Origin of the sequence: Pseudomonas sp. NPDC089395, from assembly GCF_044749525.1 — a bacterium.
Lineage (GTDB): Bacteria > Pseudomonadota > Gammaproteobacteria > Pseudomonadales > Pseudomonadaceae > Aquipseudomonas.
Map to the genome: position 1 here is coordinate 401,814 of NZ_JBIVID010000004.1, position 14,341 is coordinate 416,154.

Annotated in this window: 12 protein-coding genes; 3 read left to right on the forward strand and 9 right to left on the reverse strand. The window is 63.1% G+C overall.

What is annotated here, in order from left to right:
* Positions 1-544 precede the first annotated feature (544 nt).
* Together gltP and ACIPZG_RS12665 are read left to right on the forward strand one after the other, a co-directional pair.
* Positions 545-1,873, forward strand: a complete 1,329-nt coding sequence (gene gltP / locus ACIPZG_RS12660; RefSeq protein WP_008092057.1) for a glutamate/aspartate:proton symporter GltP — start codon at positions 545-547, stop codon at positions 1,871-1,873.
* A gap of 204 nt (positions 1,874-2,077) precedes the next feature.
* Positions 2,078-3,307: a nucleoside recognition domain-containing protein gene (locus ACIPZG_RS12665; protein WP_400714037.1), complete on the forward strand. Its 1,230-nt coding sequence runs from the start codon at positions 2,078-2,080 to the stop codon at positions 3,305-3,307.
* On the opposite strand, the gene ACIPZG_RS12670 is transcribed toward ACIPZG_RS12665, so the two are convergent.
* The 9 genes from ACIPZG_RS12670 to ACIPZG_RS12710 all read right to left on the reverse strand — a co-directional run bounded on the left by ACIPZG_RS12670 (position 3,289) and on the right by ACIPZG_RS12710 (position 13,588).
* Entirely contained in the window at positions 3,289-3,912 is a 624-nt protein-coding gene (locus ACIPZG_RS12670; protein WP_400714040.1) for an ABC-type transport auxiliary lipoprotein family protein, read from the reverse strand. The two genes, ACIPZG_RS12665 and ACIPZG_RS12670, sit on opposite strands and share 19 nt — an antisense overlap.
* Entirely contained in the window at positions 3,909-4,847 is a 939-nt protein-coding gene (locus tag ACIPZG_RS12675; RefSeq protein WP_400714043.1) for an MlaD family protein, read from the reverse strand. The genes ACIPZG_RS12670 and ACIPZG_RS12675 overlap by 4 nt, the downstream gene beginning before the upstream one ends.
* A gap of 3 nt (positions 4,848-4,850) precedes the next feature.
* Positions 4,851-5,642, reverse strand: coding sequence for an ABC transporter ATP-binding protein (locus tag ACIPZG_RS12680; protein ID WP_008092049.1), 792 nt, complete (start codon positions 5,640-5,642; stop codon positions 4,851-4,853).
* The gene (locus ACIPZG_RS12685) at positions 5,639-6,772 is read right to left on the reverse strand and encodes an ABC transporter permease (protein WP_400714046.1); all 1,134 of its coding nucleotides are present in this window, start codon (positions 6,770-6,772) and stop codon (positions 5,639-5,641) included. The genes ACIPZG_RS12680 and ACIPZG_RS12685 overlap by 4 nt, the downstream gene beginning before the upstream one ends.
* Before the next feature lie 168 nt (positions 6,773-6,940).
* On the reverse strand, positions 6,941-7,963 hold the full coding sequence (locus tag ACIPZG_RS12690; RefSeq protein ID WP_400638522.1) for a DUF5924 family protein: 1,023 nt from the start codon (positions 7,961-7,963) through the stop codon (positions 6,941-6,943).
* 152 nt (positions 7,964-8,115) lie between these two features.
* Positions 8,116-9,522: a M16 family metallopeptidase gene (locus ACIPZG_RS12695; RefSeq protein ID WP_400714049.1), complete on the reverse strand. Its 1,407-nt coding sequence runs from the start codon at positions 9,520-9,522 to the stop codon at positions 8,116-8,118.
* A 30-nt stretch (positions 9,523-9,552) separates the two neighbouring features.
* On the reverse strand, positions 9,553-11,211 hold the full coding sequence (locus tag ACIPZG_RS12700) for a Na/Pi cotransporter family protein (protein WP_400714052.1): 1,659 nt from the start codon (positions 11,209-11,211) through the stop codon (positions 9,553-9,555).
* A gap of 226 nt (positions 11,212-11,437) precedes the next feature.
* Entirely contained in the window at positions 11,438-12,208 is a 771-nt protein-coding gene (locus tag ACIPZG_RS12705) for a TerC family protein (protein ID WP_400638519.1), read from the reverse strand.
* Between the two features lie 72 nt (positions 12,209-12,280).
* On the reverse strand, positions 12,281-13,588 hold the full coding sequence (locus ACIPZG_RS12710) for a CitMHS family transporter (protein ID WP_400714055.1): 1,308 nt from the start codon (positions 13,586-13,588) through the stop codon (positions 12,281-12,283).
* A 266-nt stretch (positions 13,589-13,854) separates the two neighbouring features.
* Here ACIPZG_RS12710 and ACIPZG_RS12715 point away from each other — a divergent pair, with 266 nt between their 5' ends.
* Positions 13,855-14,256: a GFA family protein gene (locus ACIPZG_RS12715; protein WP_400714057.1), complete on the forward strand. Its 402-nt coding sequence runs from the start codon at positions 13,855-13,857 to the stop codon at positions 14,254-14,256.
* The last annotated feature ends 85 nt before the right edge of the window (positions 14,257-14,341 follow it).

Consider the following 14,341-nt stretch of genomic DNA (forward strand, 5'->3'; position numbering starts at 1 on the left):
GCAGAATCGGAAGTTTCAGGCCAGGCGTGTTTCACGCCATGGCAATCAGGCCTGGCTTCCGAGGCGCCATCTCTTTTTCGTGTCGTACTTTTCGCTTTTTGCTGTCAGGACACATTTTGTCTTGACCGTACATCAACTTTTTTTCGAACGTCCGTTCAGTTAAACAAGTGCCATTTTGGCCATTCGGATTGTCGAACAAGCCATCTCCAACCCCTTTCCTACCCTGCCAAATCTGCCTAAAAATGGCGGTTTGGTCTTGTTCGGGATTCCGAACGTTATAAATCAATGACTTGCAAACGCCTCATTTTGACGCAGATCAGTATGCGTAATCGGTATGGGGTATACGCTTCCGGCATTAGATTTCATCCTTTCCCATCGCAATAGTTGCCGCCTTTTCGCTGGCCCGAGCGCCCTGTCGCTCGCTCGCGGTGTCCTTACATGAGGTCTCCGGACGGAAGCTGTATGCTGCCCGTGACGTTGCCAACGGCTCTGTTACGCGCTTTTCCGGTCGGTGCCCGTGACCACTAGAACAAAGGGTAAAGACATGAAGAAGGCAAAACTGAGCCTCGCCTGGCAGATCGTCATCGGTCTGGTCCTGGGCGTTGCAATCGGCGCGCTGCTGAACCACTTCAGTGCGGAAAAGGCATGGTGGATCAGCAACGTTCTCCAGCCCGCCGGTGACATCTTCATTCGCCTGATCAAGATGATCGTCGTCCCGATCGTGATTTCGTCGCTGATCGTGGGCATCGCCGGGGTTGGCGACGCGAAGAAACTGGGCAGCATCGGTCTGAAGACCATCGTTTATTTCGAGGTGGTGACCACCATCGCCATCGTTGTCGGCCTGGTGATGGCCAACCTGTTCCACCCGGGCGCCGGCATCGACATGAGCACCCTGGGTACCGTCGACATCTCCAAGTACCAGGCCACTGCGGCCGAAGTGCAGCATGAGCATGCCTTCATCGAGACGTTGCTCAACCTGATCCCGTCGAACATCTTCGCGGCGCTGATGCGTGGCGAAATGCTGCCGATCATCTTCTTCTCGGTATTGTTCGGCCTCGGTCTGTCGAGCCTGCAGGCCGACCTGCGCGAACCGCTTGTGCGTACCTTCCAGGGCGTGTCGGAGACCATGTTCAAGGTCACCCACATGATCATGAACTACGCTCCGATCGGCGTTTTCGCCCTGATCGCCGTGACCGTCGCCAACTTCGGCTTCAGCTCGCTGCTGCCGCTGGCCAAGCTGGTGCTGCTGGTGTACTTCGCCATCGCCTTCTTCGCCTTCATGGTGCTGGGCCTGGTCGCACGCCTGTTCGGCTTCTCGGTGATCAAGATCATGCGCATCATGAAAGATGAGCTGATCCTCGCCTACTCCACCTCCAGCTCCGAGACCGTGCTGCCGCGCGTGATCGAGAAGATGGAGAAGTACGGTGCGCCGAAGTCGATCTGCTCGTTCGTGGTACCGACCGGCTACTCGTTCAACCTCGACGGTTCGACCCTGTACCAGAGCATCGCGGCGATCTTCATCGCCCAGCTGTATGGCATCGACCTGTCCTGGAGCCAGCAGCTGCTGCTGGTGCTGACCTTGATGGTCACCTCCAAAGGTATCGCCGGTGTGCCGGGCGTATCGTTCGTGGTCCTGCTGGCGACCCTGGGCAGCGTAGGCATCCCGCTGGAAGGCCTGGCCTTCATCGCCGGTGTCGACCGCATCATGGACATGGCGCGTACCGCCCTGAACGTGATCGGCAACGCCCTGGCCGCTCTGGTGATCGCACGTTGGGAAGGCATGTACGACGCCGCCAAGGGCGAGCAGTACTATGCCTCGCTGATGGCGGGCAAGCAGGAAGCGGCTGTGGTTGGCGAGCACGCCAAGCGCTGAGCCTGATGCACTGAAATAAAGAGCCCCGACTTGTCGGGGCTTTTTGTTGTCTGAATGGGCCCTATCGCCGGCAAGCCGGCTCCCACAGGTACCCCACTGAACCGGAGGGCGGTGCAATACCTTGTGGAAGCCGGCTTGCCGGCGATGAGGTCGGTACAGACCAAACCAGTTATTATTCAGGCATTTTTCAGGGGGAATACACGGATGCTCAACGGCCTTTGGCTCGGATTTTTCCTGGTGGCGGCCGTCTGCGCCCTGACCCAATGGCTGGTCGGTGGCAACGCCAATATCTTCGCCGCGATGGTCGAGAGCATCTTCGCCATGGCCAAGCTGTCGGTGGAGGTCATGGTCCTGCTGTTCGGCACCCTGACCCTGTGGCTGGGCTTTCTCAAGATTGCCGAAAAAGCCGGCATCGTCGAATGGCTGGCCAAGGTGCTGGGCCCGTTGTTCGCCCGGCTGATGCCCGAGGTGCCGCCTGGCCACCCTGCCCTGGGGTTGATCACCATGAACTTCGCGGCCAATGGCCTGGGCCTGGACAACGCCGCCACGCCGATTGGCCTTAAGGCCATGCGCGCCCTGCAGGAACTCAACCCCAGCAGCACCACGGCAAGCAATGCGCAAATCCTGTTCCTGGTGCTCAACGCCTCGTCCCTGACCTTGCTGCCGGTGACCATCTTCATGTACCGGGCGCAGCAAGGCGCCACCGACCCCACCCTGGTGTTCCTGCCCATCCTCTTGGCCACCAGCGTGTCGACCCTGGTCGGCCTGCTGTCGGTGGCGGTCATGCAGCGCTTGCGCCTGTGGGACCCGGTGGTGCTCGCCTACATGATTCCGGGTGCGCTGCTGCTGGGCGGTTTCATGGCGTTCCTTGGCACCCTGTCGGCAGCCGCGCTGGCCAGCCTGTCGTCGATCCTCGGCAACCTCACCCTGTTTGGGGTGATCACCCTGTTCCTGGTGATCGGCGCACTGAGGGGGGTGAAGGTGTATGAAGCCTTCGTCGAAGGGGCCAAGGAAGGGTTCGACGTAGCCAAGAGCCTCCTGCCCTACCTGGTGGCGATGCTGGTGGCAGTCGGCGTACTGCGGGCCTCCGGGGCCCTGGAGCTGGCCTTGGACGGTATTCGCCACGCCGTGAACTGGCTGGGCATGGACACACGTTTCGTCGAGGGCCTGCCGACGGCCTTGGTCAAGCCGTTCTCCGGCAGTGCCGCGCGCGCGATGTTGATCGAGACCATGCAGACCCACGGCGTGGACAGCTTCCCGGCGCTGGTGGCTGCGACCGTCCAGGGCAGTACCGAAACCACCTTCTACGTACTGGCCGTCTACTTCGGCGCGGTAGGTATCCAGCGTGTGCGCCACGCCGTCGGCTGCGCCTTGCTGGCCGAGCTGTCCGGGGTGATTGCGGCCATCTGCATCTGCTACTGGTTCTTCGCCTGAGCCTGGGTGCCCTGGGCAACGGTCCAGTTGATTACCTGCCCGGCTAGCTGGTCGCTGGCCACGCCAAAGCCTGCGACCACTGCAGCGACCTGCTGGTCGGTCAGCGGCTGGTGCACCTCGAAGCGCTTGCTGGCGAGAATGCGCTGGCTGCGCCCCTGCACCAGGCGCGCGTCATAACGGATCACCACCTCCAGCGTGCCGCCTGCGCGGTACTCGCTCTGGAACGCCTGCAATTCACCCACCAACTCGTAGTCGGCCTGCAGGTTGCTGTCGTCGGCGCTCAGGCGTTGTACACGCCCGTCACGCTGAAAACCGTCGAGCAGGCGGTTACGTACCAGCAACGGCGTTGGGTCGCTCCAGCGCGCGCCTTTGTAGCTGCTGACCACGTCGCCCTGGGGAATCACGGCGATGCGCGGGCCGGCCAGCACCTCGCTGGCCAGCGGTTTGTTCAAGCGCAGTGACCAGTCCACCGGCGTGGCCTGGCGGCTGGCCTGGTTGACTGGCAGCCGGTAGAGGTCCACAGGCTCGCCCTTGGGCAGGATCGAGCAGGCGGTGACCTGGCTCAGTGCAGCCGTCAGGGCCAGCAGGCGCAGCGACGGATTCATGGTTGGAACTCCTTGGTGTTGTCGCGGCCAAGCAGGTAGCCGCTCGGGTCGGCCTCCAGGCGCCGGGAGATGCCCTTGAGCGAGTTGAGGGTCTCGCGCAGCTCGCGGATGGCCGGGGCCAGCTGGTTGAGCCCTTGCGCGCCGTCGTCGATCGACTGGCGGTTGTCCTGCAGCAAGCTGTTGATGGTTTCGGTGCTTTGCGCCAACGACTGCATCGCCTGCTGGGCGCTGTCGACAGCCTGCTTGCCCTGGGTGTCGAGCAGGCCGTTGGCGTTGCGCATCAACGCCTGGGTCTCGGCCAGGGTGGCATTGGCCTGCTTGCCGACCTGCGCCAGTTGTTCGATGGCTACGCCGATACCGCCCTTCTGGTTGGCGAAGGCATCGGTGGTCTGCTCAAGGTTGGCCAGTGTGTTGCTCAGGCGCTCGATGTTGCTGTCCGAGAACATCGCGTTGGCGTTGTGCAGCAGCAGGTTGATGTTGGTCACCAGGTCGCTGCTGTCATTGAGCAGGCGCGAGATCGGCGATGGCGAGGCGACGATCACCGGCAGCTTGCCATTCTTGCTCTTGAGCTCCGGGCTTTGCGGGGTACCGCCGCTGAGCTGGATGAACGAGTTGCCGGTGACCCCAGCCAGGGTCAGCTTGGCCTGCGTGTCTTCCTTGACGGGGGTGTCGCCACTCAGGCGAACCCGGGCGAGCACACGGCGCGGGTCCTTGGGGTCCAGGCGCAGGCTGGTCACGTCGCCGACCTTGATGCCGTTGTATTGCACCGGGCTGCCACGGGACAGGCCCGAGACGGCCTCATTGAAGATCACTTCATAGTCCTTGAATGCGTCGTCGACGCTGGACTTGGTCAGCCACAGACCGAACAGCATGGCGCCGACGACCACCACGACGGTGACCAGGCCAATGAGAACGTGATGAGCTCGGGTTTCCATCGTTCAGCGCTCCTGCCCGGCACTGGCGGCAGCGTGTTCGGCCGCTCGCCCGCGTGGGCCGTGAAAGTATTCGTGAATCCACGGGTCGTTGGTTTGCTCGACCTCGGCCAGGGGGCCGGCGACCAGCACTTTTTTCTGCGACAGCACGGCGACGCGGTCGGTGATCGTGTAGAGGGTGTCCAGGTCGTGGGTAATCAGGAACACGCTCAGACCCAGGGCATCGCGCAAGGTCAGGATCAACTGGTCGAATGCAGCGGCACCGATGGGGTCGAGGCCGGCGGTGGGTTCGTCGAGGAACAGGATATCCGGGTCCAGGGCCAGCGCACGGGCCAGGGCTGCGCGCTTGATCATGCCGCCGGACAGTGACGACGGGTACTTGTCGGCAGCCGACAGCGGCAAACCTGCCAGGGCCAGCTTGACCCCGGCCAGGTGCTCGGCATCGTCGCGCGACAGGCCGGCATGCTCGATCAATGGCAAGGCCACGTTCTCGGTGACGGTCAGGGAGGAAAACAGCGCGCCTTTCTGGAACAGCACGCCGAAGCGCCGCTCGACCTGCGAGCGCTGTTCGTCGCGCAAGCTGGCGAGGTCCTCGCCGAACACCTTGATCAGCCCTTCGTTCGGCCGCCGCAGGCCGATGATGCTGCGCAGCAGTACCGACTTGCCGCTGCCCGAACCGCCCACCACGGCGAGGATCTCGCCACGGTAGAGGTCCAGGTCGAGCTGTTCGTGCACGCTCTGGCTGCCGAAGCGGTTGCAGATACCGCGTGCTTCGATTACTGCTTCACGGCCGCTCACCAGCCCATCTCCATGCAGAACAGCGCGGCCACGGCATCCAGCACGATGACTACAAAGATCGACTGCACCACGCTGGAGGTGGTGTGGGCACCCACCGACTCGGCGCTGCCGCTGACCTTGAAGCCTTCCAGGCAACCGATGGCGGCGATCAGGAAGGCGAAGAACGGCGCCTTGGCCAGGCCCACGAGGAAGTGCTGCACGCCGATGTCGCTCTGCAGCAACGAGAGGAACATCGCCGGCGAAATGTCCAAGGTCAGGGCGCAGACTACCGCGCCGCCAACGATGCCGCAGATCATCGCGACGAAGGTCAGCAGAGGCAGTGAGATCAGCAGTGCCAGCACCCGCGGCACCACCAGCAGTTCCATGGGGTTCAGGCCAAGGGTGCGGATGGCGTCGATTTCTTCGTTGGCCTTCATCGAGCCGATCTGTGCGGTGAAGGCACTGGCGGTCCGGCCGGCCATGAGGATGGCGGTCAGCAGCACGGCGAATTCGCGCAGGAACGAAAACGCCACCAGGTCGACGGTGAAGACGGTCGCGCCGAACGCGGCCAGCACCGTGGCGCCGAGGAAGGCCACCACCGCGCCCACCAGAAAGGTCAGCAAGGCAACGATGGGGGCGGCGTCCAGGCCGGTCTGTTCGATGTGCGCGACCACCGGCGTGACGCGCCAGCGGTGGGGCTGGAACAGCCGGCGCACCAGGGTTTCCAGGATCAGGCCGACGAAGCCGAGCAACTGCAGGCTGTCCTGCCACAGCGTGTCGACCGCACTGCCAATGCGCTCCAGCAGCAGAAGCAGCACATTGCGCTCGGGTGCCTTGACCGGGATGCAGTAGTCCTGCACCGAGCAGTAGACCGTTTTGAGCAGGGCGCGGCTGGCTTCGGGCAGGTCTTCGGTACAGTGCGACAGGCGCTCGGCGCCCAGCAGCTCGGCCAAGAGCGAGGCGCCGGCGGTGTCCAGGTTGCCCAGTTGGCTGAGGTCGGCGATGGCATCGCGGGTGGATTGCGCGCGCAGCTGCTCGCTGTCGCGCCTGAGGCTGGCGTAGTGGGCCAGGGTCCAGTCACCGGCGATACGCAGGCAGGCCGGCTGGCAGGTGGTGTCCAGGGTGGCGCTGGGGGTGGTCATAGGCTCCATGCATCTGACTGCGCGCGGGGGCGTAGAGGCTGATCATAGCGCAGCCAGTCTGTCTTGGCCCTATCGCCGGCAAGCCGGCTCCCACAGATACCCCAGTGTTCTCAAGGGCAGCGAGAAACCTGTGGGAGCTGGCTTGCCAGCGATGGGCTGCGAAGCAGCCCCTTTCCATTACCCCGCCGGTACGTCGTCGACCACCTCGAACCGCAGCACCCCGATCACCTGACCATCCTCGGTCAGCACCCGCACCTGCCACTTGCCGACCGGGTTGGGCGGGAAGTTCTGCTTGTGGGTCCAGGCCCTATAACCCTCCTTGCGCCCACCATGAATATCCAGGGCAATGCGGTCGACCTCCTGGCCGTCCTTCTGCCACACGTGATAGATGCGTTCGTTGAGCCCCCGCGGTGCATTGATGGCGGTATAGGCATACAGGCCGCTGCTGCGGATGCGGCTGGCGGCAATTTCATCCAGCGATTTGCCGGGCTGGCGATTCAACACTTCGGTACTCACCGCCACCTCGGTCATCCACAAGGTGGCCGGCGGCACCCAGGAGCGCAGCAGCCAGCCACCGCCACCGACGGCCAGGGTCACCAGCACCAGTGCCACGCCCCGGCGCCAGGTATTGACCGGGAAGCTGCTGACCAGGCTCGGGAACGACAGCGCCATTGCTGCGATCAACGCCAACTTGAAGCTTTGCGCAGTGGTCAGGTGCAGGATGATCGGCAGCGCGGTCAGCAGTGCCGCGAACAGCGTCAGGGTATGAAACGCCAGGAACAGCCAGCGTCGTGGGGCCAGCCACTTGTAGTACAGCGGGTCGATGATCGAGACCAGCCCGGCGGCGCCGAGCAGGCCGGTGAACAGCAGCTGCAGGCTGTTCCAGGTGGTGGTGATGAAGAAGAACGGCAGGACGAAGAACAGGCTTTCCTGGTGGATCATCTGCGTCGCGTAGCGCAGCAGCGGCTGCGGGATTTCGCGCTTGAAGGTGCGGGCGAACAGGCCGGTCAGGGTGTTCTCCAGCATCAGCCAGATCCAGCTGACCAGCATGAGGATGGCGACCCAGCTGGCCAGGCCGGCCTGGCGGTCGACCAGGATGAAGCTGCCGATGCCGGAGAGGAAACCGCCGAGCGCGATGATGCCGGGGTAGCGTTTGAGCAGTTCGATGATGCGCTGGACTAGATGGGGGATTGGGGGCATTGGGGCTGCAACAATTGTATGAAGTGGCTGCCCGCCCTATCACCGGCAAGCCGGCTCCCACAGGTACGCCACAGTACTTGAGGGCGGTGGGCTACCTGTGGGAGCCGGCTTGCCGGCGATAGGGCCGGTACTGGCAAAAGGATACCTCCGATCTACCGCTCCCGTGTAGCGCCACTCGGTCGATCAGGCGTATGGCGCCGCCAGCGCAGCAGCCCCGCCGCCAGGATCAGCCCCAACAGCAACGCCACCAGTCCATAAAGTTCGTCATACCCCAGAAACGGCTTCTCGATCCGCAGATAACCCTCATCCTTGAGCAGATTCTTCAGCGCCTCGTTGGCCTGCGCCAGGGTGACCTGGCGCAACTTGCGCACCGGGTTGGCAAAGCGCCCGTTGCTGTAGTCGTTCAGTGCCCCCCAGTAATAGTCGGCCAGCGCGCTGTTGCCCTGGGTGCTCCAGCTTTCCTTGGCAACGGCGGCATCCTTGATGCGGGCAAAGGTATCCGGATCGAGGCCTTCCTTGCGCAGGTGATCGAACAGTTGCTGCATCACCTTGACCGCCGCATCGACGTCGTCGCGCTCAAGGTCGGCATTGAAGCTGAGCATGCCGCTGTCACCAAAGCTCTCGCGCTGCACCGACGGGCCATAGGACAGGCCGTTGCGCAGGCGCAACTGGTCGTACAGGGCCCAGTCCAGGTAGCGCGAGAGCAGGTCGAGGGTCTGCTGGTGGTCGTTGTCCAGTACCGGCTCGATGAACAGCCAATGCAACTTGGCGCTGTCGCCCAGCAAGCCCCGGGTCAGATCACGACGCTGTTCGGCCTGCTGGCTGATGCCGTCGAGGTTGCGGCGCTCTTCCGGTTCGGTGGCCGGCAATTCGCCAAACGTGCGCTCCAGGTAGGCCGGCAGCAGGCGATCGAGGCCGCCGACGACGATCAGGGTCATGTTGTTGGCGGCATACCAGCGATCGCGCAGGGCCTGCACCTGCTCCAGGGTCATGTCGTCGAGGTTGGAGCGTTCGGGGCATTTCAGGCCCAGTTCGGTAGCCAGCTGGTCGCTGGCGGGGTGGCCGATGTCCTGTCGGTCGAGCCAGCGTTGCAGGTGGCCATAGTGGCCACCATCCTCGCGTTCGATGATGCGCTTGGCGGTGGCCAGGCTCTTGGCGTCGATGCGGGTGTCGCGGATCACCGCCAGCAACAGGTCGAGCACCTTGCGCTGGTTGCGCGACGGGGCCTCGATGACAAAGGTGGTGTCGGCGCTGCTGGTGTAGGCATTCCACTCCCCGCCCAGCGCCTGCAGGCGCTCTTCCAGGCCGCCTTCGCCGGTTTCGTCGATGCCGCTGAACAGCAGGTGTTCGAGCAGATGCGGCAGCTCTTTCTGCTCGCAGCCGAAGTCGTCCAGGCCAACCCCCACCACCAGGCGGATTGCCACATGGTCCCGTTCGTAGCCGGATTTGAGGATCACCTGCAAACCGTTTGGCAACAGGTAACCCTCGACCCGCGAACGATCGAGGGCAAGTGTGTGCAGGCTGCAGATCAGCAGGCAAACGAACATCAGGCAACGCATGGGCGAGCTTCGGTCTCCGGGTTTGCGAGGTCAGGGCAGGCGGGCTTCGTCCGGTACGGTGTCGAGCATCAGCCCGCCCGTGTCCGACCCACCCAGTACCACATAGGCACTGCTGCAGAACAAAGAGTTCAACCGCTTCATGTCGGCGATCAGCTCCAAGTGTAGCGAACTCGTCTCGATACTTTGCACCACCTTGCGTTGTAGGCGGCTGACATGGGCATGGGCCAGGCGCCGCTCCTGGGCGCGGAAGCGGCGCTTTTCGCGCAATAACAGGTGAGCGCTTTCGGGGTCGGCACTGAGAAACACCGACAGGCCCAGGCGCAGATTGGCCAGCAATTGCTCCTGCAGGCCGGTCAACTCATCCAGACCCACCTGGGAGAACTCCCGGCGTTGGCTGGTCTTCTGCTGCTGAACCTTGCGCAGCATGCGCTCGATCAGGTCGCAGGCGAGCTTCAGGTTGATCGCCAGCTCGATGATCTCGGCCCAGCGCCGGTTGTCCTGGTCGCTGAGGTCTTCCCTGGGCATCTGGGCCAGATACAGTTTGATTGCGCTGTACAGGGCTTCGCCGTCCTCTACCAAGGCGCGAACCTGCTGAGGCAAGGCCGTCTGGGTGCCGCGCAGGGCGCCGAGCATGGCTTCCAGCAAGCTGTCCACGATATCGCCCAGGCGCAGGGTTTCGCGGGCGGCGTTGGCCAGGGCCAGGCTGGGGGTGGTGAGAGCGGATGCGTCGAGATGGCGCGGGCGCACCTGGCCGTTGCCGTTCTCGCGCTCGGGCAACAGGGCGTTGCACAGGCGGCCCATGGGTTTCACCGTGGGCAGCATGATCAGGCAGCGCAGGGTGTTGTAGAGCAGGTGGAAACCGATCACCAGCTCCTGCGGGCTGAAGCTGAGCGAGTCCATCCACTCCACCAGCGGATGCAGCACCGGGATCATCAGAAGCAGCCCGATCAGTTTGTACAGCAGGCTGCCCAAGGCCACTCGCCGGCCTGCGGCGTTCTGCATGCTGGTACTGATGAAGGCCAGCAAGCCGCTGCCAATGTTGGCGCCGACCACCAGGCCGATGGCGACCGGCAGGCTGATCACCTCGGCACCGGCCAGGGTCGCGGTCAGCAGTACCGCGGCCAGGCTGGAGTAGGTGACCATGGCGAACAACGCGCCGACCAGGGCATCGAGCAGAATGTCGCCGGTCAGCGAGGCGAACAGTACTTTCACGCCTTGTGCATGGGTGATCGGTGCTGCGGCCTGCACGATCAGCTCGAGGGCGAGAATGATCAGGCCCAGGCCGATGGCCACCCGCCCGAGTTGGCCGGCGCGCGTCTGCTTGCGCGAAAGGAAGAAGATCACGCCAAGGAAGACCAGCAGCGGCGACAGCCACGACAGGTCGAAGGTGAGCACGCGCGCCATGAGTGCCGTCCCCACATCGGCACCCAGCATGATCGCCAGGGCCGGGGTCATGGCCATCAGGCCCTGGCCAACGAAGGACGTGACCAGCATGGCGGTGGCGTTGCTGCTCTGTACCACGGCGGTGACCACGATGCCGGCGATGAAAGCCAGCGGTCGTCGGTTCATGTTCTGACTGAGTACTCGGCGCAGGTTGGAACCGAACACCCGCAGGATGCCGGTACGAACGATATGCGTGCCCCACACCAGCAATGCCACGGCGGAAAGCAGGTTGAGCAGGATCAGCATGGTCTAGCCCCCCTTATGATTCGGGCTCCAGAAGCAGAGCCAATAGGTGAAGCCGTGAGCCTGGCCCGGGGGTGGGTATTTTTATTCAGTGCTCACTGTAGCTTTAGTTGTTTTGCACACCGCGCGCCAGCTTGGCACGCTCGGCAAGCATTTGAAATCTTTCCGTCATGAAACCGCGGACATGAAAAAAGGCCCCGGAGGGCCTTTTTTGCAGTGCTTCCTGAATCTATTGACCCGGAATGTCCTTGCGCAGTTTCACCGGGTCATGTTCCTTGCCCGCTTTACGCGCCAGGGCGGTGCGCATGCGGATGTTGATCGCTTCAACGGCCAGGGAGAAGGCCATGGCGAAGTAGACGTAGCCCTTCGGCACATGCACGTCGAAGGATTCAGCGATCAGCACGGTACCCACCACGATCAGGAACGACAGGGCGAGCATCTTCAGCGACGGGTGCTTGTCGATGAAATTGCTGATGGCGCCAGCGCACAGCATCATCACCAGCACCGCAACGACGATCGCCGCGATCATCACTGGAACATGGGAGACCATGCCCACCGCCGTGATCACCGAGTCCAGAGAGAACACGATGTCGATGATGGCGATCTGGATGATGGTGTAGAAGAATTTTCCACTCGCGCCTTTCGGCTCGTCGGCGCTTTCATCCTCGCCTTCCAGGCCGTGGTAGATCTCCTGGGAGCTTTTCCACAGCAGGAACAAGCCGCCGAAGAACAGGATCAGGTCGCGTCCGGAGATGCCCTGGCCGAAGACCACGAACAGGTCGGCGGTCAGGCGCATGACCCAGGTGATCGACAGCAGCAGCATGATGCGGGTGACCATCGCCAGCGCCAGGCCGAAGATCCGGGTGCGCGGCTGCATGTGTTTGGGCATGCGGCTGACCAGGATCGAGATCATGATGATGTTGTCGATACCAAGAACGATCTCAAGCGCTGTAAGGGTAAAAAAGGCAACCCAGATTTCCGGGCTGGTCAGCCATTCCATGTGTATTCCTTCGAACGGTAATGGCGAAACGCCCTTGAACGGGCGCCTCGCGTTGGGGCAATGCGGATTAGATTAAAGACTGCTGAACAGCGGGAAAATGCCCATCAGCAGCGCGGCGGCCATTATGCACAGGCAGACCAGCACTGCCCACTTGAGGGTGAAGCGCTGGTGATCGCCGAATTCGATACCTGCCAGGGCTACCAGCAGGTACGTGGAGGGTACCAGCGGGCTGAGCAGGTGTACCGGTTGCCCGACGATCGACGCACGGGCCATTTCCACCGGGCTGATCCCGTAGTGGCTGGCCGCTTCTGCCAGCACCGGCAGCACGCCGTAGTAGAACGCGTCGTTGGACATGAAGAAGGTGAACGGCATGCTCACGATGGCGGTAATCACCGCCAGGTAAGGGCCCAGGGCTTCGGGGATGACCGCCAGCAGGCTCTTGGACATGGCTTCGACCATGCCGGTGCCCGACAGGATGCCGGTGAAGATACCGGCGGCAAAGATCAGCCCGGTCACCGCCAGCACGCTGCCGGCGTGGGCGGCGATACGGTCTTTCTGCTGTTGCAGGCAGGGGTAGTTGACGATCATGGCGATACTGAAGGCGATCATGAACAGCACCGGCAGTGGCAGCAGGCCGGCGATCAGCGCGACCATCAGTGCGGCGGTCAGGGCACCGTTGAACCACAGCAGCTTGGGGCGACGGGCTTCCGGGAACTGCGAAACGCTGATTTCGCTGTGGTCGATGTCATCGGTGGGCAGGTGCAGTTCACCCAGGCGGGCGCGTTCACGCTTGCCGTACAGGTAGGCGATGCCCAGGATCGCCACGACGCCGAACAGCATGGCCGGAATCATCGGCACGAAGATGTCCGACGGGTCCACGTGCAGGGCACTGGCGGCGCGGGCGGTGGGGCCGCCCCAAGGGGTCATGTTCATCACCCCGCCGGCCAGGATGATCAAGCCGGCCATGATCCGCGGGCTCATGCCCAGGCGGCTGTACAGCGGCAACATGGCGGCGCAGCAGATCATGTAGGTGGTGGCGCCGTCACCGTCGAGCGATACCACCAGGGCCAGCGCGGCGGTGCCGACCGAAACCTTCAGCGGGTCGCCCTTGACCAGCTTGAGGATCTTGCGCACGGCCGGGTCGAACAGGCCGGAGTCGATCATCAGGGCGAAATAGAGGATGGCGAACATCAGCATCACGCCGGTGGGCGCAAGCTTGCTGATGCCTTCGAGCATCATGGGGCCGATCTTGGCGGAAAAACCACCGAACAGGGCGAACAGGATCGGTACCAGGATCAACGCGATCAAGGCCGACAGGCGCTTGGTCATGATCAGGTACATGAAGGTGATGACCATGGCAAAGCCGAGGAAGGTCAGCATGGCAATACTCCAGGCGGGGCGCGGCGAAAGGAATGGCTATTCGGGCGGATCAGCGCGTCGAGCGCTGCGCAGGGAGCAAGCGGAGGGGAGCTAGGGAAGAGCGGGCACGGGAAAACATCGGAATCACCATTGTTGTTGTTGATTGGGCCGGGCGCGGAAAAATCCGGGTGCCCTGGCTGACCGGTCTGCTGCCGGTAGTGGGGGCTATCCTAGGGGGACAAGCTTTCAGCCAGCTTTCGCCGAGAAAAGGGCGACAGGAGGTAGTGATGCCGGATGTAACCGAAGGAGGCTGCCATTGCGGCGCCTTGCGCTATCGGCTTCAGGGCGAGCTCACGGATATCGCCCATTGCCATTGTTCGATCTGTCGGCGGGTCAGCGGCGGGCTGGTGGTGACCTGGCTTACCCTGCCCCGCTCAGGTTTTCGTTGGCTGGCCGGGCGGCCTCAGTGCTATGTGGCGCCGGCGGGTTGCAAGCGCTATTTCTGTGGGGAATGCGGGGCGCATGTGGCGTTGGTGACCGAACACAGCCCGGGCAGTATCGATGTGACGGTGGCGACGCTGGATCATCCCGAGCAGGTGCGGGCCAAGCGGCATATCTGGACCAGCAGCCGCTTGCCTTGGGTGCATCTGGATGAAGATTTGCCGGGAGAGGCTGAGGAGGCCATGTAGGCCTTGTGTCGGGTTCTCGGGCCCTATCGCCGGCAAGCCGGCTCCCACAGGTGCTCCACAGGCTTTATGTGGGAGCCGGCTTGCC